The 24,360-nt window shown below is 58.9% G+C and carries 21 protein-coding genes and 1 pseudogene; 8 read left to right on the forward strand and 14 right to left on the reverse strand.

What is annotated here, in order from left to right; genetic code table 11:
- Positions 1-2,681: 2,681 nt before the first annotated feature.
- Complete coding sequence (locus tag JQ609_RS33985; RefSeq protein WP_212276928.1) at positions 2,682-3,002, reverse strand: VanZ family protein; 321 nt, start codon at positions 3,000-3,002, stop codon at positions 2,682-2,684.
- Positions 3,003-3,625: 623 nt separating this feature from the next.
- On the reverse strand, positions 3,626-4,618 hold the full coding sequence (locus JQ609_RS33990; protein WP_212276936.1) for a GlxA family transcriptional regulator: 993 nt from the start codon (positions 4,616-4,618) through the stop codon (positions 3,626-3,628).
- A gap of 199 nt (positions 4,619-4,817) precedes the next feature.
- Between JQ609_RS33990 and JQ609_RS33995 the strand changes: the two genes are divergently transcribed.
- Together JQ609_RS33995 and JQ609_RS34000 are read left to right on the forward strand one after the other, a co-directional pair.
- Complete coding sequence (locus JQ609_RS33995; protein WP_312014930.1) at positions 4,818-5,567, forward strand: DUF899 family protein; 750 nt, start codon at positions 4,818-4,820, stop codon at positions 5,565-5,567.
- Positions 5,568-5,640: 73 nt separating this feature from the next.
- Positions 5,641-6,372 carry a DUF899 domain-containing protein gene (locus tag JQ609_RS34000; protein WP_212215167.1) on the forward strand — a complete coding sequence of 244 codons (732 nt, stop codon included), beginning with the start codon at positions 5,641-5,643 and terminating at the stop codon, positions 6,370-6,372.
- Positions 6,373-6,516: 144 nt separating this feature from the next.
- Here the strand turns inward: JQ609_RS34000 and JQ609_RS34010 are convergent, their stop codons facing one another.
- From JQ609_RS34010 to JQ609_RS34030, 5 genes are all read right to left on the reverse strand, one after another.
- Positions 6,517-6,696 carry a hypothetical protein gene (locus JQ609_RS34010; protein WP_212215165.1) on the reverse strand — a complete coding sequence of 60 codons (180 nt, stop codon included), beginning with the start codon at positions 6,694-6,696 and terminating at the stop codon, positions 6,517-6,519.
- Between the two features lie 7 nt (positions 6,697-6,703).
- Positions 6,704-7,075 carry a hypothetical protein gene (locus JQ609_RS34015; RefSeq protein WP_249128759.1) on the reverse strand — a complete coding sequence of 124 codons (372 nt, stop codon included), beginning with the start codon at positions 7,073-7,075 and terminating at the stop codon, positions 6,704-6,706.
- 2,388 nt (positions 7,076-9,463) lie between these two features.
- Positions 9,464-9,670: a hypothetical protein gene (locus JQ609_RS34020; protein ID WP_212276940.1), complete on the reverse strand. Its 207-nt coding sequence runs from the start codon at positions 9,668-9,670 to the stop codon at positions 9,464-9,466.
- A gap of 255 nt (positions 9,671-9,925) precedes the next feature.
- A complete protein-coding gene (locus tag JQ609_RS34025; RefSeq protein WP_212276942.1) occupies positions 9,926-10,162 on the reverse strand; it encodes a hypothetical protein in 237 nt (78 codons plus the stop codon).
- A gap of 1,656 nt (positions 10,163-11,818) precedes the next feature.
- Positions 11,819-12,313 carry a DNA ligase gene (locus JQ609_RS34030; protein ID WP_212276944.1) on the reverse strand — a complete coding sequence of 165 codons (495 nt, stop codon included), beginning with the start codon at positions 12,311-12,313 and terminating at the stop codon, positions 11,819-11,821.
- Positions 12,314-12,451: 138 nt separating this feature from the next.
- Between JQ609_RS34030 and JQ609_RS34035 the strand changes: the two genes are divergently transcribed.
- Complete coding sequence (locus JQ609_RS34035; protein WP_212276946.1) at positions 12,452-12,661, forward strand: hypothetical protein; 210 nt, start codon at positions 12,452-12,454, stop codon at positions 12,659-12,661.
- A 339-nt stretch (positions 12,662-13,000) separates the two neighbouring features.
- On the opposite strand, the gene JQ609_RS34040 is transcribed toward JQ609_RS34035, so the two are convergent.
- Together JQ609_RS34040 and JQ609_RS34045 are read right to left on the reverse strand one after the other, a co-directional pair.
- The gene (locus JQ609_RS34040; protein WP_212215156.1) at positions 13,001-13,315 is read right to left on the reverse strand and encodes a hypothetical protein; all 315 of its coding nucleotides are present in this window, start codon (positions 13,313-13,315) and stop codon (positions 13,001-13,003) included.
- Positions 13,316-13,642: 327 nt separating this feature from the next.
- The gene (locus tag JQ609_RS34045) at positions 13,643-13,786 is read right to left on the reverse strand and encodes a hypothetical protein (protein WP_212276948.1); all 144 of its coding nucleotides are present in this window, start codon (positions 13,784-13,786) and stop codon (positions 13,643-13,645) included.
- Positions 13,787-13,911: 125 nt separating this feature from the next.
- Here JQ609_RS34045 and JQ609_RS34050 point away from each other — a divergent pair, with 125 nt between their 5' ends.
- Both JQ609_RS34050 and JQ609_RS34055 read left to right on the forward strand, forming a co-directional pair.
- Positions 13,912-14,130 carry a hypothetical protein gene (locus JQ609_RS34050; protein WP_212276950.1) on the forward strand — a complete coding sequence of 73 codons (219 nt, stop codon included), beginning with the start codon at positions 13,912-13,914 and terminating at the stop codon, positions 14,128-14,130.
- 797 nt (positions 14,131-14,927) lie between these two features.
- On the forward strand, positions 14,928-15,212 hold the full coding sequence (locus JQ609_RS34055; RefSeq protein ID WP_212215154.1) for a hypothetical protein: 285 nt from the start codon (positions 14,928-14,930) through the stop codon (positions 15,210-15,212).
- A gap of 631 nt (positions 15,213-15,843) precedes the next feature.
- Here the strand turns inward: JQ609_RS34055 and JQ609_RS34060 are convergent.
- From JQ609_RS34060 to JQ609_RS34080, 5 genes and pseudogenes are all read right to left on the reverse strand, one after another.
- Positions 15,844-16,107, reverse strand: coding sequence for a hypothetical protein (locus JQ609_RS34060; protein ID WP_212215153.1), 264 nt, complete (start codon positions 16,105-16,107; stop codon positions 15,844-15,846).
- Between the two features lie 295 nt (positions 16,108-16,402).
- Positions 16,403-17,425: a HupE/UreJ family protein gene (locus JQ609_RS34065; protein WP_212276952.1), complete on the reverse strand. Its 1,023-nt coding sequence runs from the start codon at positions 17,423-17,425 to the stop codon at positions 16,403-16,405.
- Positions 17,422-18,282 carry a peptidyl-prolyl cis-trans isomerase gene (locus JQ609_RS34070; protein WP_249128760.1) on the reverse strand — a complete coding sequence of 287 codons (861 nt, stop codon included), beginning with the start codon at positions 18,280-18,282 and terminating at the stop codon, positions 17,422-17,424. The genes JQ609_RS34065 and JQ609_RS34070 overlap by 4 nt, the downstream gene beginning before the upstream one ends.
- Complete coding sequence (locus tag JQ609_RS34075; RefSeq protein WP_409411220.1) at positions 18,279-20,228, reverse strand: DUF3604 domain-containing protein; 1,950 nt, start codon at positions 20,226-20,228, stop codon at positions 18,279-18,281. Before JQ609_RS34075 ends, JQ609_RS34070 begins: the two co-directional genes overlap by 4 nt.
- A 160-nt stretch (positions 20,229-20,388) precedes the next feature.
- Positions 20,389-21,407: pseudogene (locus JQ609_RS34080) on the reverse strand (transporter).
- 557 nt (positions 21,408-21,964) lie between these two features.
- On the opposite strand from JQ609_RS34080, the gene JQ609_RS35430 reads away from it, so the two are divergent.
- The 3 genes from JQ609_RS35430 to JQ609_RS34090 form a co-directional block, all read left to right on the forward strand.
- Complete coding sequence (locus JQ609_RS35430; protein ID WP_249119800.1) at positions 21,965-22,222, forward strand: hypothetical protein; 258 nt, start codon at positions 21,965-21,967, stop codon at positions 22,220-22,222.
- Positions 22,223-22,455: 233 nt separating this feature from the next.
- Positions 22,456-23,931, forward strand: a complete 1,476-nt coding sequence (locus JQ609_RS34085; protein ID WP_212276954.1) for a DUF1254 domain-containing protein — start codon at positions 22,456-22,458, stop codon at positions 23,929-23,931.
- Between the two features lie 91 nt (positions 23,932-24,022).
- The coding region (locus JQ609_RS34090; RefSeq protein WP_212276955.1) for a hypothetical protein at positions 24,023-24,360 on the forward strand (338 nt) is incomplete at its 3' end.

A 24,360-nucleotide genomic window follows, 5' to 3' on the forward strand; every position in this document is an offset into this window, starting at 1 on the left:
ACGTCACCGCGACCAGAGCCTCATTCTTGCGTCTGTCTAACTCTTCCATGAAGGGCCTAACGATACGTCCTATGCCTGGTTCCCAACCAAACGAAATTAGGACACGCGGCCGATCCGGCTGGAACGGAAGGGATTCCGTATGCATCTTAAGCAGATGAGAGATGACGGTGCAGTCTACTTGGTGCGGGTAAGAACCGAGGAGGGAAGGGTCCGGTTCTTCGCGGTCGCTTGCGCCCGAAAAGATGCTTTGGACGAGGTGATGAGGGTGGTTCCCGAAGGCTGGGCAGCTTCGCTGATTTTTGACCATCTGACAGCCAAAGAACTGGCGGCCCTAAATCTCAGGCCCGGCGAAGTCAGGGAAATTACCTAATGACCCCCAAACGCCCCCGCGAGCCGTGGCGCTGGGTAAGAAGGGCGGGTGGAGGAAACTGAAGCGAGGTTCGGGAAGTAAGGCCGCCTCACCGGCCTTGGTGTCTTTTGATACAGATCAAGCCTCCCAGTCGGCGTATGCTCACTTCTTCCGATGCCTCGCATAGCCATCGAAGTGCTGTCCGAAATGTGGGGGCCCGATGCAGCGGGAGCCGGCCCTCTTGTCGGACAAGGCCATCGAAGCGCCTGCTGAAATTTGCGGAAGAAGCGCGGGCTGCGGCCGACCGGATCGTGAGGCCGGATAGAAACCCACGTCCCACCTCCATTGCTTGGCCTTGACCGGCAGGCCTGCCTGGATCGCGATCGTGCCGACCTGAACGTCACCGCAAAAAGACGTGCCAGCAGTCGGAGCGTTCGGGGTGAGGGCGGCGGGTGAGTTCGGGCATGCGCTATTGAAGCGCGGCGGCGCACCTACGGCAAATTATCAATCCCTTGGGGATCGGAAGGGCGCGCAGTTACAGCATGTCGTGGACGTGGAAATGCCGACTTTCCTTATAATTTTGGTGGGCTAGGAGGCGGAAGGCCGTACTCTTCGGCTCGCTTGGCCGCCAACTTCCGATATGCCTCAGCCTGGTTTAGCAGCTGAGTTTTGAAAGTTGAGTCTTGTTCGCCCGCCGCTAAGCGTTCGAGGCTTACGGCGCGCTCATTCAGTGAGCAATTTCATATCGCGTCCAGCTCGACCAAATACACTAGCAAGATATCGTCGGTAGCTTCCGCTTCGGCTTGGCGGTACACGCCCCTCTCGGATTCGGTTGCGATCCTGGCTTTTAGTTTTGAGCCTATCCCGCAGACCGGCTCGCCATTTGAGCTTAGCTTAGTCAAGTCGGTCCGAAACCACGCTTCCTTTGTAAGTTCGGCGGCTTCTCGAAATTGCCTAGCCTCGAAAGCGACCGTTGGCTGGCCGTCAACGTCGATTGTGAAGATCAACCCTAACGGCGCCGGCGTCATCGCCCCGTCGCTTTCCGTGCCGCCAGCGCCTGCGCCAGTCTGGTCTCAAATTCGGCCCGCCTTTCCTCAAGTGGGCGATAGAAAGTGTTATACCTGCCGAACAACCCGCGACTTTCGTCCTGTTCCAGTTTATCGATATTACAGTCTTTAAAGACGCACTCGGTAAAAGCCAATTGCTCTGTTCCCTGGTCGATGAGGAGCGTGCAATTCACAAATTCGCAAGCATCAAAACGCGTGAAAACTATCTTGCCCCGAAAATCGAAATGCTCAGCACGAAAGTGTTGACGGTATATTACCTGGCCCGTCGTATGTCACTTCTTCGCTTTCAGCCCGAGCTCGACCAACTTGCCTTTCAACGTAGCAACGACCGGAGGTAAATCGAAACGAGCACGGACACCAGAAACGCGATGGTTGCTGCCAGAAAAACTGGCGTCCCCTTTGGAGCAAGCGCGTCGCGAAGCCATTTCCATAACTTCATTCCCCCCTCGACCCCAGCCCCATCTCGACAAGCAGACGGGCCTCGGAACGGGCAGGCTTGTCAGGCTGCTCCTTTTGCTTTGCCGCGCGCGGAGTAATGTTGACCGGTGAGCCTTTCAACGGCTTTGTCAGCGAACCGAACTGAGAAGCCCATCGCTGCTCGAAGCGTCTTTGAAGGTGAAGTGGAATAATGCTCATGGCTGAGGCTTCCGTTCTGGATCACCCCGACACTCACAGAACGCGCGCGGGGGCTTAAAGGTCCCAACCGCTCTGTTCGTTTTCCCAATCGCGGGCTTCTCGCAGTCCATTGAAGTTGGACCAGGGGGCGTTCGAGTTGAAGATAGTCGCGCGCGACGGGGCGGCGGGCAGTGTGAGCAGTTACGCCAAGCATGCGAAAACAAAGATAGGCTAGGCGAGCGAGGGGAAGGTAATTGCCGCACCTATCGTGAAGCTTGCCAACGGCCTGTTGCCCGGGACGTTTGCGGCGAACTGAGAGCGGCTTGTCTCAATAAGGACGAGTTGGGTGAACAGGGCGGGGGAAACTGCCGCCGTTATCGGGAAACTTGCAGGGGCCGTCGATGACACGGTGTTGCTGATCGTGGTGGCCGGTTTAGTCACAGCGACAGTGTGCGGGCTTTTTGGTTGGAGTGAAAAATTGCGAAAGAATGAGCCGGTTTCAACAATAGGCAAATCCGGAGGCTATAAGTCACCGGGTGGGGCTCTAGAGACAAACGAGCGTAGCCGTATCTAAATGGGTCGGACGACGCCGATGCGACACATCTTCGCCTTACGTCTTCGGCTGCGTGTGCCGTCGAAGAAAACGCGGGCTACGCTTTCGGCTTGAAAACCTGCTTCGCTAGAGCGAAACAGGCGACGCCCGTGCTGGCCCCGATGACCTTCATCATTCCGTCAATGATGCGAGGGTCACGCGTGGGACGCAGAAATTGAAGCGTTTCAGAACCAATCGCTAATACGATCGATACGAGCAAAACGATTGGAAGATGCTTGGGGAATGCGAAGGCTGAGAGGAAGCTCAGCATTGCGAAAGCAATCAATCGGTCGAAGCCAGGGTAGGGGGAAAAATGTGGTCTGTGAGAGGCTAGCGTGAACCATACGATAAACAGGCCGCAGATTGCTGCGAGAAGCATAGCTAATCGTCCCAAAGTCACCCAACTCTCCGCGTTTGGCCGACATTAGCAAAACCACCGCAAGCGATGCAACCTATCGAACGCGGAGGGTTACCGCTTTTTCCCGGTGCTTGAAACGTGCGGTATGACATGCAGTGACAATGAAATGGCAAATAAAAGAGCTACACGAGCTCTCACCCATGGCGGTTGGCGAACAGACAGCTGGCTAGGAACGGATCGTCCGCGTGCACCCGGAACAGGTCCGTTGCCGAAGGATCGATAGGTTAAGCGACGAACGGTCTCAGCTATTAATCTGCGGCCGTTCGTATCGCCATTAAGCGGGGAACGGCCAATGAAGGATGACCCTTGAAAACCCGAGCACTTTCCGCTTCGCACCGAAAAGGATAAAATCGTCACAAGCGATGGCAAGCCTGTTGCTCAAACCAACGACGAGACAACTGCCGAAGTCATTGCCGACCGTCTGAACATTGAGGAGGCCCAAAGAGAAGAAGACCGCTGGTCTGCTTGATTACCCAAGGTCGATCATCTCGATCGGGTATTCGAACGCCACGCCTTTCGATCATTTTCCCGGAACGGCCGCCAGAATCGTGGCCGCTCCCGAGGCGACCCAGGCAGCCTGAACTCTACCGGTCTCGGCTCGGGGCCGCCGACTGCGCGTGCATCTCTCGATAAAGCCTTGGCGACATGCCAAACCGGCGCTCGAAGGCCTTCGCGAACCTGGAACTGGGAAGTCCGACGCGTGATGCCGTCAACTTGGTCGCCAAACCCTGCGAGAGCAGCACACGTGCGGCGTCCAGCCGAATGGACTCGATCAGCCGCGCCGGTGTTTCGTCCATCGCCTCGGTGAATTTTCTGAAGAAGCTGCGTTCGCTGAGACCGGCTCTCGCCGCCAGGGTCGGTACATCCAGATTATGCTCCAAATTCAATTGCACCCAGTCCATCAGGTCGCCAAAAGGATGTTCGGCGGTTCGCTGAGCGCGCAGCAGCGGACTGAATTGTGACTGATTGCCCGGCCGGCGGACGTAGAGCACTAGCCGTTTAGCCACGTCATTGGCGACGGCCATACCTGTGTCGTTGGCAACCATTGCGAGCGCCATGTCGATCCCTGTTGTTACGCCGGCAGAGGTCCATACGTTGCCGTCCTTGACGTAGATGGCGTTTTCGTCGACCTCGACTTTTGGGAATGCCGCGGCCAGTGATCGACAGGCACTCCAATGCGATGCGACGCAGCGACCGTCGATCAACTTGAGCTTGGCAAGCACGAAGGTTCCTGCGCAAACGGAGCCGTATCGGTTCGATTTCCTGGCCCAGCGCGGCGCTCGTTCGCAGACGACAGGATCCTTGAGGACTTTTCGCAGAGGACCGGCTTCAGCGCCCGCGACAAGGAAGGTATGCAGCTTTCGGGGAGGCACCTTTGAAAGCGGCTTCGTATTCACGCTGACGCCGCTGCTGCTGCGCACCGCGCCTCCGATCGAAGACACCATCGAAATTTCGTAAGCGGGATCCTTTTCCTGTTGATCGAGCACGAAATTGGCCGTGCTGAACACAGACACCGGTCCGCTGGCGTCCAGTAGCTCGAATCCTGGATAGATCAGTATGGCGACTTCGATCGGCATTGGCGGAAAATGGCATGATTTTGACATTTACGCCATGCCGCTTGCTTCTTACCCTATGGATGAGCCGGAGCGACCTCATGAGTTCAGTGCAGCAGGCGACGAGTAGAGTTTGCCTTTCACACGCCTTCATTTGCGCTGACGGTAACGTCGGGAGCGGCATTTGGATCACAGGCGCATCGGAATGACGGGAGAGAGCCAAGTGAGTAAGTTCCTAGCCGACAAAACCGAATTGCCGCGGACCGTCGATCGCGCAGAATTTCATGCAGAGCTCGATACGCTACGGCTCCGGGAAAAAGCTCACACACGGGAAAGCGACGCGATTGCGGCCGCCCGCCGGCGGCTGCCGATGGTCGCTGTGGATGGCGCCACGCCGCTTGTCGGCGAGGGCGGGGCGGTGACGCTGATCGACGCGTTCGAGGAACGCAGGCTACTCATCGCCTATTACTTCATGTGGCACGACGGTCGCCCGGCTCCGGAGCAGTGCGAGGGCTGCACTTTCTTTACGACGCAGGTCCGCGAGCTGTCTCATATCCATTCTCGCGACGTCACCTACGCCACGTTCTGCCAGGGTCCATACGACGAGAGCGTTCGCTACCGCGACTTCATGGGCTGGAACATGCCGTGGTATTCGGCCCAGGATTCGCTCGACACCCTCCTGGTTGGGCGGCGGGTCGGAATGATGCACCTCATCTGCTACCTGCGACGGGGATCCGATGTCTTCGAGACGTACTGGACGACGATGCGCGGCGTCGAGGCGATGGATAACAGCTACCGACTGCTCGACCTGACCGTCTACGGGCGGCAGGAGCCGTGGGAGGACTCGCCCGCGGACTGGCCGCAAGGGTGGGGAGAAGGCAAGCATCGTATGCGCGACGATGGACGTCCCATCTCACAATGGCCTCGCCTGATCGCCGGGAGTTCCGACGACTTGGGCACTGGCGGCGGCTGACTTCGTTCCTGCAGCGAAAGGCCCACCCCGGCACGCACATGGAATGCATCTGAGTTTTGGAGGCTTGAGAAGCATGACCACATCGTCTGATAACCACCAAAAGAGCGAGCTGCTCGGAATGCAGACACCGCCGATTGTGTCGGCTGAGGAGTGGATGGCTGCGTCGAAGCAGCTGCTCGTGAAGGAGAAGGCCCACAGCCGAGCCCGCGATGCGCTGGCCGCGGAGCGTCGGCGGATGCCCTGGCTGGCCGTGGAGAAGGAATATGCGTTCATCGGACCGGAGGGCAAGATGAGCCTGCTCGACTTGTTCCAGAGCCAGCGGCAATTGATCGTCTACCGCGCCTTCTTTGAACCCGGCGTATCCGGCTGGCCGGAACATGCCTGCATCGGCTGCTCGATGGTGGCGGATCAGGTCGCCCACCCCGTCCATCTGAACGCCCGCGACACGAGTCTCGCGTTTGTCTCCCGCGCACCGCAACCGGACATCAATCGCGTGAAGGCGCGGATGGGCTGGGAGCATATCCCGTGGTACACGCTGACCGACGACTTCGAGACCGACTTCGGCGTGGAAGAATGGCACGGCACGAACGCATTCATTCGAGACGGCAAACGCCTGTTCCGTACCTACTTCAACCACGGCGGCCGTGGCGACGAGCAAATGGGCAACACGTGGAATTACCTCGATATCACTGCACTCGGTCGCCAGGAGTCGTGGGAAGACTCACCCCGGGGCTATCCTCAGACTCCGCCATACGATTGGTGGGTCTGGCATGATACCGGGGTGACGGATCCTGATCGATCCTAAGTGGGGCGAGTCGTGTAGCCGTCGTATTTGACCTCGTGAATCCAGTCCGGGCCGATCGGGACCGTCGTCTTGGCGACCGGCTTGCAAAACTCGAACTGCTTCATGATTGGCAGCTATGCACGGCGGCGAAAGCTATTAGTCGCCTCATCGCTGGCGAAACGGAATGACTTGGCCGTCGGCTGCCTCGATCACCGCTCTGGCAAGCGCGCCGGTGTCGAACCCAAGCTCGGCTAATTCTGCGCCGAAACCTTGCCGTTCGAATTCGGCGACAATCGCTTCAACTACCTTAATGAAGCGGGCGGTGTTGGCGACGGGGTCGGACATGGATCCCTCAGATTTGCAGTGGTAACGGCAGTTGCACGCCGATCTTTCGGCCGAGCTGGCCCTCGATGAAATCCTGCAGGCTATCGGACGCCTCGCGGCCCTCGGCGCTGACGCGGCGCTCCAGCTCGCGGGCGACGTCTTCGGACGCGTCCCGTGACCAGCCCTCTGCCGGATTGAAGGCCACAACCCGCAGCACCCGGGCATACTCGCCGCGCAGCAAGCCGGAAATGAAAGTAGGATAATCGATGCCTTCGTCGGTCTCGCGGAAGGCCGCACCGCTGCTGAAATCTTCGAGAACGATGTAAAAATCCCGGTCCAAATGGTCGTTTGGAATGATCGACGGCGAACTCATACGCAACTCCACGCGCCCCTGATCCAAGATAGGAGAGGGCAGGTGGATTTGCGAATCACCAAGGCACGAAAACGGCCCCAGCCGGGGGAGCAGCTGAGGCCGTTGCCTTCGGGGACTTGCCGGGGGCGGCCCGGCACGATCACAAATCGCGCTTGGCCGCGAAGGTTCCTATGCGAACGGCGGGGGCTCGCCTGTTTTTCCCCCAAAATAGGTAACCCCAAGGTGGCTGATCCGCCGCTGACTTGAAATCTGCAATGGCTTGAACGAGACCTCAACGCCGCTTATTGCCCGGTGGTCTTCTTCGTTTGCGGGAACAAGTGGCAATGCTCGGCATTGAGGCCACGTGTCTGAAGCAGACGATAGACGCGTATAAAACGGCCTCAGCGCGCGTCCCCCGAAGGCGCTGGGGGGTTTTCTTATGGGTGCTGGCCGAATTCGGCCACTTGCGAACCAAAACAGGCCACTCAATGAAAACCCCCATCCGGGGGGCTAGCGCGGACGGGCGTCATTCCAAAGCGCTCACGAAGGCGATCTGGTGAGCGCCGCCGACAACCTAGCAGCGGACTTCATTTCCAAAAAGTGGAATCGGAAGACCTGGTATTTGTGCCGGGACCAAGTGGCAATGAACGGCGTTGAAATGGCTTGTCTGGAGGAGAGACCGGACATATCAAAACGGCCTCAGCGCGTCCCCCGATAGCCGCTGAGGCCGTTGCTTTTTGGAGCTACTGGCTGCCGAGTCGTCTTGGATAAAAGCGCTTCTTGCGCCTGTGAGCCGACGGCCGCGTGCAAAGAACAGCCCGCACTATTGCGGGCTGTTAGGAGTGTCACCAGCCGTGATGGTGGTGACGATGGCCGCCGAAACCAAAGCCTAGGCTTATGGACGGGCCGCCGTAACCATACCCCCCGTACGGCCGAGCGTAGTATGCTGGCGGAGCGTAGTAAGCCCGCCGAGGATAATACGCATAGCTCCTGTAGTAGCGACGATGGCCATAATGGCGATGGCGACGGTGCGCACTTAAGTCGGTTGACTGGCTTGTTCCGACTGTTGCGCCTTCCGTCTTCTTCGCCGAGTTGTCGGCGTTTGCTACGCTGCCCCCGAGCAGCGCGGCAGCACCGACGGCAAGTACGATAGCTAGCTTTTTCATGTCTCACTCCTTTGCATTCAACTACGTTTCGATAACCGGCACGAGGCTTCTATGTTCCGACGCAAACCCGCGCTAAGTCCCTGAATAAGCGTTCATATTGCGGAGCTGCCAAGTAGGCTGAGCAGGCGTAGGGGTCTTTCGTCGTTAGGAACAAGTGGCAACGACCGCCGTTGGCGGCGGTGTCCGTTTTCAGACGCCGGACACATCGAAGCGGCCTCAGTGCGCTTCCGTCTAGAGCGCCGGGGTCGTTTCTTTTTGGGGAGACTGATTTGTCAGCTGACTGGGTATTGCCGGGAACAAGTGGTAACTGCTCCATGTTGAACCCGTCTAGTGGAATTCAGACACATGCCTTTACGGCCTCAGCGCGCGCCATCCATCTTAGGCTGCTGGCCGACTATCGGTTAAAGGGATGGCACATTGAGATAGCGGCCTCAGTTGGCGGCCTTTGGCCTTAGGCGGCCCCAGCGGACTGGCGGTGCACTGGGGCACAGCCGACCGGCAACGGCGGTTGCCAACGGCCTCCTCAACTACCCGCAACTCAGCCGACCTTTCCGAACTAGTCCGGAGTACCTCAGTTGGCGGCCTCTTTCATTTGGATGTGCCGGCGTCGCGGCCATGGCGGGCCTTCGGTACCGGTAGGAGCATCTTGGTAGATGATTTAACTTCCGACCACTGCGTCCCGGCTTTCGCAAGCGGCGCAATCCGGCGGCTCATTGCCGTCGCTGCTTGTTAGAGTTCACCCTTCCGACTGCTCTACATCAGGCGCTCGGGGGCTGGCATCAAGCGCTTGTTTACTCTTGGATGAAAGATCGGCGGCCTTTGATAGAAGGCCTGCGGCAACGTCTGGATCGGTGGTGGCCTTCGCAAACTTTAGAAGTGTTGCGGCTTGGTCCGCCAAGTACTTTTTCCCAATCACGATTAGTTCCCGTCACGTTGCACCCCATGCAAAGACTCGCTGTGGGCGATTCCGTTCCGAGGAACTGTACAAAAATGTACATAGCCAATTGGTTCCCGAAAATTTAAAGCCAGTGCCGCTTCTGTCCTGGGTGGAGCGGCCACGCGGCGTCACCTCAAGCCCCAATACACAATTAAGACGAGCCCAGCGAGGGCCGCAACAAACAGGCCGGCTTCAAAGTATCGGTTGGCTTCACGGTCGTTCCGGCTCACTGGCTGCACTCGGCCATTTCCTCAATAGGACCGGGTGCAGCGCCGTTCGGATAACTACGGGTAGTTCGCTTAAAAATCGCTGGAAAGACGCTCGAACAAATGTTCAAGCGAACAGATCAGAGCCGGCGGGCGTGAATTTTACGAATGTCCCGCTCTCGTGCAGCACCAGCCAACCCTGCTCGATCGCGTATTTGAGACCGGCGCTGTATTCCGCCGGTGTTGCCTTGTCGCCAAACAGGAAAGGCCCGTTGATCTTCTCGATGTAGATTTGGCCATCTTGGATGGAATCGAATGCCTGGGCGTGTTCCATCAGGCGTCGGGCAGCCTTTTCCGGATCGGAGTAGGGGCGGGCGTCGGCGTAAATACTCGCCCTCAAAGATAGCCGAGGTGACTGATCGCTCCATGGGCGCGATAGTGACTAAGGCCCACAAGTTGAAGCTGCCGCTTCAATCGCGCCGCCTGCTAGAAAAACCCAAGCTACCGCGGAAGACGCGCCTCGCGGCGCGAAAGCCGCCCCTAAAGGGGTATCTAGCTCCCAGTCCTCTCTGATTCCCGCCTCACAGTTTCATCCGGGCGATGAAGAGCCGTCCTGTGTGTGTGCTCGGTAATACAAATGCATTTCGCCGCCGCTCGGAATTGGGCGGGTTATTCGCTTGATACGTCCCTCGGCGGTCAACCGGTTCAACTTGTGATGCGTTGTTGCGCGCGCCCCTAGATCGTAGCGCATCCAAATCTCAGTGGCGCCCTCTGCGCTGTCTTCACTGACTGGAATGGTTGTCCACAACCGTTCGAGGTCGGCCATGCTGAATCTCTTCATTGAGAGTCCTAGCGCATAAGAACGCCTAACCCGACAAACCGTCATTCGCTATAATTGAAGAGAACTCGGCAATCGAAGCTCTCGATGCCGTCGCTAATAAGAAACGTCGGTGAGCTTGCCTGCGACATGCCATTCGACCGCTTTTGCGAATGCCTCTTTCGCGGTTTCGGTAGTCACGGAAACAAGATGATCGTCAACATAGGCAGTCACTGAAAATGGCATAGGGCATCGCTTATCCGAATAGGAAAGATCAAAAAAACTCGAAGGCGCACTGCAGAGTCCAGCTCCTTCATTGAAATGAAACCCCCGTCCGGGGGGCTAGCGCGGACGGGGGCATTCCAAAGCGCTCCCGGCGGCGTTTTGGTGAGCGCCAACCGAAAACCTAACAGCGGAGTTCATTGCCGGAAAGGAGATTCGGGAGAACTTGGTATTTGTACCGGGGCACGCCCGGCAGGCCGCCTCACTTGCGGAAAATGCGCCTCACCCAAACGGGTCATGAGATGATTGCGCGCGTTGCTAATCCATATGTGCTTCGTGAACGTGACGGTCGGTTACCGCTATGTCGATCTCGGCGCCACAGAAATTGATTGCGTAGGCAGCGGCGGGTGAGCTCGGGCATGACCCATTGAAGCGCGCTCGCGGCGTCTAGGCAAACGACTCCAGCGCTATGGTTCGTATCTGCCGCGGCATACTCGGGATTGCGCTGCTTCAGCCGGAGTTGGACAAGCCGAACTGCTTTGCCCGTTTTCTGTACCGCCGTTGCAATCGAGCATAAACAGCTGGCGTGTTCGATTCAGTTCAACAGCTATCTCGGCGGCTTCCTTTCCGGCATTGAGAAGCTCATCAAGCTTTTGCTCCTCTTCGGAGGTCCAACGCCGTCTCGCCGGACTCGGAGCTGTCATTTCTTCGCCTTGGGTTGAGCTTTTGTGGGCGGTGGCGCTGCAGCCTCGCGCTCCAGCCGCTCGGCCTTGAGACGCTCGCGGTTTTTTGAGAACGCCTTTTGCGCGATCGTGCTCGGTCATTGCCTTTTCGGCGTCGACTTGGCGGAATGCCTTTCGCGCTTCGCGCTCGGCTTTGCTGACCGGCTTCTGTGGCTCAACTTTGCCGGTACCTTTGTCATTTTCTTAGCCTTCAGCCAAGATCTCGACCAGCCGGAGTGTTCAGCAACCAGAGTGGGCGCGCAAGCGATAAGGCGCCTTACGTGCATGGTTCAAAAGTGAACAGACGGCCCAGCAACGGCGCGCTTAACTAGATCCATTGCTTTTAGCTGCGTAATACTTGCGTTCCGCCCGGCATGTTGCCGGGCTTTTCGCATGCCAAGGAGCGGCCCAGCCATGAGGAAATTCGTTGCCTACGCGCTCGACCTTAGCGGGATGGCGCTGGCCTATGACCTCCCGCTACCGACTCGCAGGCCGGGACGGGGGGACCCGCCCAATATCTTGAATACCACCCGACCATCGAGATTTGGTCTCACGACCACCGGCGGGTCGCGCGGCGGTGCGGAAATAGACGTTAAATGAAACTTGGCCGGGCACGCCATGGATCGCAGCACCCTGTATTTCCGACTCGGGATGATCTGCCTGGCGGTCTTGGTGGCGTTCCTTGGCTTTATGATCTTCGCGTAAGGCCACGCAGGATGCGTTACCGCTCGAGTCCCATAAGGCAGGCGTGCCGGAAGAGTTCGGGCCTGATCTCGCCGCGTTCGAAGTCGGAGATGAAGATGCCGTCGACACGCCGCGCCAGCAACCGCGCGAGGTTGGTCTTCCTCATTGTAAGGGGCAGCTTCCGTATATCGTCACCGTCGCTCACCAGCATGTCGAAGGCGTAGAACTGTACCTCGTCATTGTGCTTACGGGAATGCAGGTCGTCGAAGTCGGAGATCCCGTCGACGCCGAGCAGCACCGCTTCACCATTCAGTACGAACGACGTCGACCGGATGCGCAGCGCCGCCTCGGTGATCAGCGGGTATCGATCGCTCCAGTCGAAACCGTTCCTGGTGAACAGCCGCACCCGCTTGCCCTCGCGGTGCACGACCAGCCGATAGCCATCGTGCTTGACCTCGTGGATCCAGCTTTTGCTGGTCGGGACCTTGGTGGCGCGGGTTGGGATGCAGGGTTCAAAAGCACTGGTACGCATCCGGCTTAGATAGGCGAGGGCGCCTAGAATGCGAATCCTGCCGCCCGCTCAAAGAGCGACCGCCCTTGGCTGCGACCGTTCCATGGGAACTTTCCTATTTTTCCCGCTTTGTTTTTTGGATTGGAGAGGAGGATTTCCATGAAGCGCAAACGTTGGTCCGACGATGATATCGCCAAGCTTCGCGGCATGGCCCAGAAGATGCCCCCGACGCAAATCGCAGCTGCCTTGGGTAGGGGTGTTGCTGCCGTGACGGTGAAGGCGCACGAACTGAAGCTATCGCTTCGGATGCATCCTGCCGGCCAGAGGCCGACTGCTGATGCGTCCGAGGTTGACGTGCGCCTAGAATAAGCGAGGTTTGTGCGTTGGATTGTCCGCCACCCCGCGAGAGTTGTGTAGGAAACCCGCCGGGGGACATGACCGGCGGGTTTTTCTTTGCATGCGCAAACGTACCCCTATACGAGGCTGACAACGGCGAGGACTAATTCGGGGCCGAATTCGCTCGATGCCAGCGCGATCACTGTTCCAGCTACGGCTAAAATGGTGGTGACTGTGAGAGCTATCATTTTGAAAATCCCCTGATGCCTGTGATGGTGAGGCTGCGCCGGCTTCGTTTCCGGACGATTGCGTGGGGACAGGCAATCGGTTTCGTTCACCGAGACGTTATCTCCCGTAGGAGTGTCGAAATCGTCATCGCCGGGCGATTCCGGTCTGCAAGAACGCTTGCATGGAAGCAGGCATTTCATCGAGCTCGGCAAAGCGTCGGCGCAGCTCGATGGCGACATCCACGGTGACGTCGCGGGACCAGCCCTCGGCGGTATTGAAGGCGACGATTCTAGCCGGGCAGCTATACTGACCGTCCATCAGGTCGCGGATAAGCGTTTCGTGATTAGCAGCATCTTCGGCGGTCTCGCGCCATGCGCGGCCAAGGCGTCCGCCAAAGTCGTCCAACACTAGGTAAATATCCTGGCCGGCTTCTGGCACCATCGAGGGCGACCGACGCATACACAACTCCGCACGGGCGGGCTCCAGCCCCGGGAGTCAAGATGACGGCGCAAAGAGCTGGAGCCGCGGTGACAGTCCATAGACGCCACCCGATTCCTACGCTGTCAGGACCTAGATCGTTCCTAGGAAATTTTGTCGCGGTGACTAGCGAGTCCCCCATGCGAGCGTGCTCGATGTACGCGTCGGGCTTAGATAGGCGAGGGCGCGGAGGGGCTGCTTTTTTGCGCCGGCGGCCATCAGGTCGGCCAGGGTCATCAACCCCATCATTGCGGCGAGGGTCACCAGGCCGCACAGTGTTGCGATTACCGCGAGCACGGCGGCCCTCATTTAGTTCGGCGAATGCAGCTCCTCAGACGCGAGCCATTCGTCAACATGGGGCGGGGTTTCCAGATCTTCGGCCCGCTTCAATTCAGCGAGCCTGAACAGGCCAAGCACGACGATTGCCGGGATCGATACGGCGGCGGTTGCCAACGCCATTAGTTCCAACATGGTGGCCACCCGATCTGGGTTGCAACCCTGTAACGTCCGCAGGCCCCCTTCCCATTGGAACCTTTTGCCCGATCGCGTGCTTTTCCCGCGGCGAAGGCGACATTGAAATGGCAGTCAACAAGCCGAAAGGCGACAATGCCCGCAAGGGTGCAGTGAAGAAGCGATCGCAGGTGAAAACCCCACTCGGCGGCGCGAGCGCATGGACCAAGCGCAACAAAAAGGGCGGCGAGTTCGTGGCGGTGAAGAAGCCGGCAAAAAAGGCTAAGGCGGCGAAAAAGTTCAAGGGCGTGCGGGTCGAGAAGAAGCGGGCGCGAGCTGCCCGATAGCCTCCGCGATGTTGCGAGGTGTGTGATGAGACGCAATCGGATAAGGCCATCGACTTCATTGGAAATTGCGCCTTCTCAAGTTTGCACAAGACGCGCGAGCTACGGCCGGCCGCATCAAACCTGGTCGAGAACAGGACATTTTGATTCAGAAGGCGCGGAAGGCCGAGGCGATGGCCGATGCCGAGAACCGGCGCGAGACGCTGGCATGTGAAACGGCCCCAGCGCGAGGGGCAAGCTGAGGCCGTCGGCTTCCGAGAGGTCGTGCCGAAGGAGCTGTCCGGCACAGGTCTATAATTTCGAAGGCCTACGCTCGTTCCAAATCTTGGTGCGGGTCCTTTTGCCTGGTCCGTCCCAATCAGAACACCCACGCTTCCGAATTAGGACATAGGATGGGCCACATCGAATGGTGACCTTGGGGCATCGTGCCCAGCCTCGGCGGGGGACGATATGGAATGGGCCCCGGCCAAGCCCCGGTCGGGGCCTTTCGTTTCGGTGTCGGAGCTACGCGTAACCAGATTGATGAAGCATGATCGACCCCGATTGCCCAATCTGCCACGGCCTCGGTTGGGTGTGCGAGAACCACCCGGACAAGGTTTGGGACCGGGACAGGGGCTGCGAGTGCGGCGCGGGGATGCCGTGCGAATGCCAACGTGCCAATGGTCTTGCGCAGCCCGACATCAGCAAGGTTATGGATGAGCGGTAGATGATCTGGCCGCGCGAGTGAGCGCAACCAGCTTCCCGCTATGGAACCAACGATCTTTCGCGCGCTTGGTGCATTTTTAACGAGGAGGACTCACATGAAGAAGCTAGCGACGGTGGCGACATTCGCGTTTTTCGTCCTGGGATCGTCTTTGGCCTCGGCCCAGACCGGCGGGCCGATGATGTTGGGAAAAGACACCAGCAAAACTGGCGCCACGCCTCCCAACGCAGGCGCCAGTGCGCCCATCACGGTTGATCCAAAAGCCAAGAAACCGGTTCCTATGTCAGGCCCTGATTACCAGCACAAAGCAGGCGCCGCTCCGCCCAACGCGGGCGCCAGCGCACCCATCGCAGCTGCGCCCGCGGCCAAAGGCAAGAAGTAAGACGAGGATCAGTTTTTGTGCGTCTGGGAAGGCCCGTTACGGTGCGAGCCCAGCGCCGCGTGTCGCCTTTGACTCGGTGCCCATAACCCGAGGGCCGCCTCAGCGCGCGCGCACGAGTTGGCAGCTATTCTGGGATTTCGTCAGCGGAGGTACTCCGAACTAGTCGGGAAAAACCAGCAAGATTGCCGGTAGGCTGGCCCCGCCGGCAACCGCCGTTGCCCGCAGTTGCGAGAAGCGGCCCCGGTGCATCGTGAGAGCCGGGGCCGCCTATCCACGGCTAAAAAGGCGACCACAACTCGAACCAAGCCCCAAAGCAAACGGCCCCAACCGGGGGCCGCCAACCCGAACGATACGGATTTTCCAGCGGTCGGGGGGCACCATCATGGCTGGAAGCTTTAACCAGACGCTCCGCCCAGCTGATTGTTCCAGAGCGAACCGGGAATAAGTGGCAATTGGTCTAGGATCCCACAGAGGACTGGGCGCTCCGATTTTGCGGTGTAGATTCACATTTGATAGAGCCAGAGCCTCCTCAAGGTGACATGCTTTGCCGACCGGGGAGGAGGGTGAACCTTTTCATTTCCGATACTTTGAAACCCGGCAGGCCGCTGCTCGAAAGATCAGCGGCCTTCGTTTATGCAAAGACGTCCGCGCCGGCAGGCGTGAATTTCACGAATGTCCCGCTCTCGTGCAGTACCAGCCAGCCCTTGTCGATCGCGTATTTGAGGCCAGCGCTGTATTGCGCTGGCGTGGCCTTGTCGCCGAACAGGAAGGGACCGTTGATCTTCTCGATATAGATTCGGTTGTCCTGGATGGGCTCGAAGGCCTGCGCGTGCTCCATCAGGCGGCGGGCTGCTTTCTCCGGGTCGGAGTAGGGGCTTTCGCCGGTGAATTTCATGTGAGGGTCTGTTCTTCTTCGGTCATGTGAGCCGCGTAGATGTGACGGTCCATGGTGGTGATGCCGATCGGCGCGCCGCAATAGCATGTCGACCGGCCATCGGTTGACTGTGTCGGTAGCTTGCAGCCGGTTTTCCAATTTTCTGTTTCCAGCGGTTCCAGGCGCGCTGCCGGCGATGGCCGCTATGGCCGACCATGTCCGTCCGTTCACGGGGGTAGAGCGGAAGTCGCTTTTTGAGGGTGACACTTCCGTTTTTGACCCGAAGCGGACATCGTTCTCTTACGCGGCGTGCCTCCTACACAAAAAAGGCCGTCGTACGCTCAACCAGCCAGTAGGCCGCCATGATGCCTATAGCGTAGGCGACGGTCACATCGAGCCGGTCGAGTGATGGCTGTATACGCGCAGGCTCCAATAGTTTTGACGCCACAAAGCGTAACAGGGATATCAACGACAAGACTGCGGCAACGAAAATGAGCTGTCCAATCTCAACTCCAACATTGAAAAACAGCAGCGCAACGGCGATCGAATGTTGAGGTAATCCCACCTCAGCCAGCGCGCCGGCAAATCCAAAGCCATGCAGGAGGCCGAAGGAGAAGGCAACGAGCCATGGCAGGCGCGCGGTCAAACTCGGCTTCCCACGGCGGGCGTTCAGAATCTCGACCGCAACCAGCATGATGCTGAGCGCTATGGTTGCCTCCAGGGGCGGTCCCGCCACATTCACAAAGCCCAGCGCCGCCGCTGCGAGGGTAATGCTGTGCGCGATCGTGAATGCCGTAACCGTAATGGCCACGCGCCCCCAGCCTCGTACGAGAATCACCAGCGCCAGCACAAACAGCAAATGGTCGAAGCCGAAAAGAATGTGTTCGACACCCAGATGCAGGTAGGTCGCTGCGATTTCCCAAGCGCCGGGCACGGCTCGAATGATGAATGCCGTCTTCGTTGGAGAAAGCCGTTCGGTCTGTACTGCGCCGGCAAGGCTTTCGATCCGAACCAGTACATCGGTCGATGTGGCCGATAGTCCGTTGATGGATACCGGCTGCCCTATAAATCCTCCCTCCCGCCGAATGGTACGGCGTTCAACATAGACCCCGTCGCTGAACGATGCACGGGGCGGCCCTACATCCTGAGTGCCCTCGGGCAGTTTGACGTAGATCGCGAGCCGCAAGTCTTCCCCGCGCGCAGGGATTTTGAAAAGCAGATTATACTCGCCGGGGCTGGTCTGACGCATTTCCAGATAGCCAGGCCGTAGTTCATCCGGGATCGCGGGTTGCGCCAGCAGCACCGCCAGAACAGCAATGAACAAACGAAAACGGGTCATCGACCAACTTCGGCTGTCGCCGCCTTGGAAGGAGGCGCTTCCACCAGGATTTCGTAGCGCTCCCGTAGCGAGGCATACAGCTTCTGTTCTGCCTCAAGGCGCCGCGCGTTCGCCCACTCTCGGCGGACGGCCGGCCGAACATCATCGAGCGGCGGCAAGCTGCCGGAAACTCGTTCGCTGATAAAGACGAAATGCTGTCCAAAGCTCGAAGAAACCGGCCCCTGCCAGCGACCCGTTTCCATCGCGAGTACCCGTTTGGCGAACCTTTCACCAAACTGGTTGGTTACCTTTGTTGCCGAAAAACCACGAAACTCCTCGCCAAGCAGAAAGGGATCACCGAGTGCTGTCGCATCTACAGTTGCGTCGGCGCCAGCCAGGACGCTCGCAACGGTTTTGCTGTCGCTCTCAATGGTATTCGGCCGTCGCGTGGCACTCAGGAAGACGTGACGGAATGTGATTTGATCGTCGGATTTGAAGCGCTCCGGATTGGACGCGAGGTAAGCGGCAAGCTGCTCGTCGCTCGCTTCAGGCATGTCTGCGGCAAGAAATTCCATCTTCTGCCGCACGCGACGACGAATGATGACGTCGTCTCGGTCGAGTCCGGCCGCTTTGCCCTCGCGGTAGAAGACTTCGTCGCGAATATAGTCTTCGATCAGGCCCTGCAGTTCCTGCTCGCTCGGCGGCCGCCGCCATGTCCGCACAAATCCGTCGCCGAGGTTGGCGATCCGCGAGGCGGAAACCACGATTTTCTCGGGAGCCTCTGCATTTCGCTTGCCGACGAGACCGTAAAGCGCGAATAGCGTCGCACCAAGCGCGAGAAACTGAAATAACGGCTCTCTCAGCAGCCGAGCGATCAAGGCGTGTACCAGATCGGCGAGGTGTAGGCGCGTTCGGTGGTCGTCATCCTGACTTCCGCCGGCATTTTGACACTGAAGTATTTTGCGTCATAAGCCGTCCAGCGCGGCGTCGGAATTTCGATCACCCGCACATAGTAGAACGCGCGCAATGCTGGGTCGAAATCGGGATCCTTCCATACCGTGATCATCTCGCCCGCGCCGATCGTGTTGGTCCATGTCGCGTTTGCGACATCGACCGTGCTGCCGACGGATGTTCTGCTGCGGCCGTCGGCGTCGATCGTGCGGCCTCCAGACACTGCGACATCATAGATGCGCTCCTGCGGCTGCCCGTCCTTGCCAACCCAGCCCTTGATGACCTGGATGCGATCGAGATTTGCGCCGATCGGATCCTTCAATGCGGCTACAAGGAACGAAGGCGATTTTCCCGTTGGCGCATCGCTCAAATCGCCACCCATCGGCACGCCCTTGGTGTAGCCAATTCGCGCCGGCGTGCGGTTGTTGGCATCGGCAGCCTCGAAGTCCCAGCCGCCGAAGAAGCGAACCGCCATGCGCGACCCGGTGGTGGCGTAGGTCTCACGCCGCTTCATGGCGTCGAAAATCGCTTCACGGGTATTTTCAGTTGCCCATACCGCAGCGTAGCCGGAGGCCGTCGTCTCCCAACCCATGATGACGGCAATATTGGTCTTGACGAAGGGATGCGTCGCCCGGCCGGCACTCGGTTCGGCAGAAGTTGTCTTGCCGAAGAAATTGTCCTCCTCGACCGCCGCGAGTCCGGTATGCGCATCGGTACTGCCGACCAGGCCGAACTTGTAAGGGTTTACGCCAAGTTCGGCTTCCATTTTGAGCCCGTTCTTGAGTGCTGACCGGACATACTCGAATTCTAGCATCTCCGGCTTCTTCACTTCGGTCAGATCGAGGTTGCCCTTGTCCCAACGTTCGAAGTTTGCAAATTCATCGTTGGGCGAAAGAAATGGGTGGGTCTCGCCATCGCCTTTCATTTGGGTGGCTTCGTAGAGCGGCTCCCAGCGGGTACGGCTCTCCGCATATTCGCGGTCGATTCGTTTGCCATTGAAGGACTCGATGATTGGAAACATCCGGCCGTTACTCAAGTTGCCGTTGTGGGCTAGCGCAAGAAGTTCTGCGCCGGTTTTTTCCTCAACCATCGCCATCCACTTCCATAGATCACGGGGGTTTGCACTGCCGAGAGGCGGCTGCGTAGTGAAGGGTTCGACAAGGCTCGCCTTGGCACCGTTGTCGCGCCAGATGACGTTGCGATGAAGGTTGTTGCCGCCCTCGCCCGAGGTCCATTCATAACCGATGAAAGCACTGAATCGGCCGGGCTCATTGGCTTCGTCGGCCGCCTTGATCGTTTCGCGCCAGGCACTGCGATAGGCTGGCGTCCCCGGCGTGGGGAATCCCTTGGGCAGTTGGCCCCTGCCGAAGCTGGTGATGATATCCACGGCCGCCTGCGCACCTTTACCGGTACTGATTTCGTCGAACCATTTCCGACCCTGCGGCGTCGCCAGCAGGACTGGGTCGCCTCCCATCAATTGCGGGAAAAAACCCATTCCGTCCGAATGGTCCGCGACCACCATGAAATCGAGCGGACGCGAAAGTTTGGCGCGTTGACCGCTTGAAGCAATTACTTCCTCGCCCTTGGCAAAGCGGTAAGCGTCCTTTGGACCCAGGCGCGCGCCGAACGCACCCGCGTCCATTGAGTACGAGGTGTGCGTGTGGGTGTCGCCAAAGTAGGGCCGCGTCGGGAAATTGCGCCCGGCATAGGGCGAATAAGGCGGCTTCGTTGGAAACACCTTATCGGCAGTCTCTTTGCTGAACGTGCCGATGTCCGTCGTCACATCCTCCGCGGCCACCGTGGTTGCAAACATGCTTGCGGCACAAATGGCGGCAAGTGTGGCTGCGGAAATCGAAGGCAAACGGATCATCATAGGTGCCCCTAAGAATTGGCTTTAATAAATTTCGAGCTATCGCGATGTTAGGCCTTCCCGAAACCGCTGGGAAGCGCGCAGAGCTCTATATGGTCAGGCATGCTACCGTTTCCGGAGTTGCCGTAACCGGCGCCTCCGTCCGAGAACGCCATATGGTCCATTACTTGGTAGCGATCCGGCGGGTGGGGGCCACAGTGCTGGTGGGCGCCATCGGCGAGATCGAGAATGTCAGCCAGGTATTCCAACCTGATGGCCGGTTGGCGGCTTCAAACTCGCCGTAACCTTTCAGGTTAAGATAACCCTGCATGTCGCCTACCGGAAACAGGAACCCGATCTGCGGCCCGATTCCCAGAACACGCGACCGGAAGCCGCCCAGGATCGGATGGGCGCCGAAGTCGTCCGTGATCTGTTGATATCCATACCCCACAAGACCTACGAACACCTGCTTCGACAGAAACTTCGAAGCACCCCAATCGATGTGGAAATCGATGCCGTTCTGGTAATTCGTATCCTTGTTCTTGAAATTATAGGTAAAGCCCGCGACCGCCGAGAATTCATGCCCCGTTGCTGGATTGAAGTAGGTGTAGCCGCCGCCGCCATCGATGGCGGCGTGACCGATGCCGAGATTGGCAAGGCGGCTGGAATCGTAGGCGCCGACGGGGATGTCGCCCGTTACATAGGTCATGAAGTTGTGCACGCCGGCGTTCCACTTCAACGTCGCCTGCGGATAGAGGTCACCGACGGAAGTGATCGAATCTCCTAGGAAGCCAGTTCGAGTCGCGAAAAGGGGTCCGACCGCCGCCGTCAGCGTCCCATCGATGGCCCGAACAAGCCAGTTACGCCAATGGCCAACTGTCCGCCCAAGACAGGCGTTCCGAAGGTGTAAGTGGGATTGAGCAGAATGAGGTCGGCCTGCGCCTTCAGGTTCACATTCAGATCGACATTGACCGTCGCCGGGATTCTGCCGATCTGAATTTCTCTTGCGGCCGCCGCAGCGCCCGACGCCCCGACAGTGGTGTGATAATACACCTCCGCCATCGACCAGCCGGGCACGGTCGGCGCTGCTGCGAGGCTGCCGAAGCGGCCGGGGACCCAGTACGATACCCCGGCTTGATCGGCATGAACCGGCCCGGACAGCGTGCCGACCGTCAGCGCGGCGGCGCCAAGGCCGGCATGCATGAGCCAGCGACCTGTCCTTAGCTGGGATTTCCCATGTGCCATGTCGCATCCCCCGCAGCGAGTTATGTCTGGAATGGATTGAATGCCTGACCGCATGTCAGTGCAATGCAAAAACGGATTGGCGGAAACGTCGCGCTTTGATGTTGCTCGAAAGCCACTTAGTGAAGACCGATTGAGCCAGGCCCTCTGGCATTGCACCATTGAGGCCGTGCAGATTGGCGGCAAACCGCGGTCCGCAAGCATCGCGCTGACCCAGCTATGAAGCACCATTTGCTATTTGGTCTCCTTCGACGCAAACTCGGCCAAGGCGAAAGGTAACTCAAGACCGCTAAGAAGTTTAATCTATTCCTGCGGGCTTATTGATCTTGCGAGGCCCATGTACGCGGATCGCGACAGTTATATCGATCTTCTAAAGCCAACTCTGCGCTCAGTTAGCAACGCGTTGCCGAAAAGTCTTCGAAGTCTTTAGGGCTTGCGAACCCGAGAAGGGCATTAAGAAAAAGCAGTGACCGAGAAAGGCTCCGGCTAAATCAGTCGGCGAAACAGAGGAGGTCAGGATGAAGATTCGGTTCGCATTATCGGCGCTACTGAGCACTGGGTTCATGGCCGCAGGCAGTGTACCGGCCAGTGCCGTAGTGTACTGCCAATACGTTTCGTATCCGGCTGGATGCATCGTGAGGCCCGGCGTCGTGCTGCGGCCGCGACCTGTCGCGCGAGCGGTGGTAACTCCCGGCCTCGGTGCCCCTGGTGTCGGAGTGCGGGCAGGAACGCCGATGAATCGTGGCGGTCCGGTAAATCGAGTCGGCAGGCGCTGATATTCCCGAAGCGTCATGCGTTGATGCATCCGGGCGAATACCTGCAAGACTGCATGTTCGTCGTTGGCCGAAGCTGACGGACGTAATGGCCCGCCTTTGTCCATGTTGTGCAAGCGAAGTATCTGCGCTGCCGTTTGCTTTCGCCTACTGCAGCGACGGTGTTGACCGATAGCCTTCACCTCACAGGGCTGATTGTGAGGCGCCTGACCGGGCTACGGCTTTGCGGAGGGAACATGATTGCAAAAGCAAGACGAGTGGCCCTGCTGCTGATAACGATCTTGGCTGTAACGCTTTTCGGTTCCTTAGCATTGGCGCAGACCGCACAGCCTGGAGCAGAAGCAACGGACGTGCAAGCGGCTGGCAAGATCGATTGGCGGGAGCAGTACGCCTATACGCTCGGCGTACAGGCCTATATCTTCGGCTTTCCTTACGTATATCTACCAAGCCTGCGGGCGGATTGGGTCACCCGGCCCAAGTCCTCCAGTGAGTTACCGCTGTATGCACCCATCAATCATTTCAGCCACGTGAGAGCGTTGGCAGATGCGTCCTATCGGGGCGGTGGTTCGCCCAATCAGGACACGCTTTATTCAACAGCCTGGCTTGACGTCGGAAAGGAGCCGGTGATCCTTTCGCATCCGGATATGGGCGACCGCTACTTCGCATTTGAATTGGCGGGCGTGGACTCGGACAATTTTGCCTACGTTGGCAAACGCACCACCGGCGGCAGGGCTGGAAGCTTCGCCATCGTCGGCCCCGGCTGGAAGGGCGAACTGCCGGAGGGGGTGAACGCATTGGCTCCGTCGCTGACACCGACCGTGCTGATCTTCGCCCGGACGCTGATCGACGGCCCGGCCGATGCGAAGACGGTCAATACGCTGCAGGATCAGTACTCCCTGATTCCGCTCAGTCTGTGGGGAAAGAAGGACGCCGTGCTGCCGGCGAGCCGCGACGTCTGGCAACCCTTCGATCCGAAAACCGATCCGCTCGCCGAGTGGCGGACCATGAACCGGGCGATGACCGAGAATCCGCCCGAAGCGCGCCTGGCCAAGTTGGTGGAACTGTTCGCAAGGATTGGCGTCGGTCCTGGGCAGGACATCGACCAAATGGACGACGCGACCAAGCGCGGACTCGCGCGCGCCGCAGTCGATGGCCGACAGTTAATCAAAGCCGTCATCGATTCGGGCCAACTCGGCAGGCAGGTCAATAACTGGAACATTCCGCCGCGCACTTTAGGGCGCGCCGGGCTCGTGGACGATTTTCTGCTGCGTGCCTCGATACAGGCCATGGGCGGCATCCTCTCCAATGAGCTGGAGGAGACCGTTTACTACAACACGACCAAAGACGGCGTAGGACAGACCTTCGATAGCGGGAAGAACTACACGATTCGGTTCGCCCCCGGCCAACTGCCGACGGTCAACGCCTTCTGGTCGCTCACGATGTACGACCAGACCTTCAACTTCACGGACAACCCACTCAATCGCTATTCGATAGGGGACCGCACCAAAGGCTTGAAGCAGGATGCCGACGGCGGCTTGACTCTCTATATCCAGCGCGCCTCACCGGGAAAGGACAAGGAGTCCAACTGGCTGCCGAGCACACAGAACGGCGCATTTTTTCTGATCCTGCGGACCTACATGCCCGGCGCCGAGATCATCGAGCAGAAGTGGGCGCCTCCTCCTGTCGTTGCGACGGCGCGGGAGACGAAGTAGTTTTCGATGGGAAGCGGTCGACTTAGTCCGCAGTACTATCCGGGGCTTCGTCCGTTTTCTGACTGAGTGCCATCACGAAGGGAGAGAATAAATGAAAATCCCGGCGCGGATAATTCTGATTGTCGTGGCGATGATCAGTCTACAGTCGGTATCTCCCGCACAGGTGCCCAGCCTCTCGATCACGCCAGAGCAGTTGCAGGAGCTTGAGAAGAAGGGGTTTCAGGCAGACCCGAAGATCTTGCAGGATATCGCCACGGCCGGCCGACCACTCGGACGCTGGAAGGAAGGGCTCATGTTTGACGGCATCGCACCGATGCCGTGGCTGAAGAGCGCAGCCAACTGGACCCCGGGTACGGAAGAGGTGCAGCCGGAAGAAATCCGCGTGACCTTCATGGGGAGTTCGCCCTTGCCACGACCGGGCCAAATGGG

It is taken from the genome of Bradyrhizobium sp. AUGA SZCCT0169 (assembly GCF_018130085.1).
Classification (GTDB): domain Bacteria; phylum Pseudomonadota; class Alphaproteobacteria; order Rhizobiales; family Xanthobacteraceae; genus Bradyrhizobium.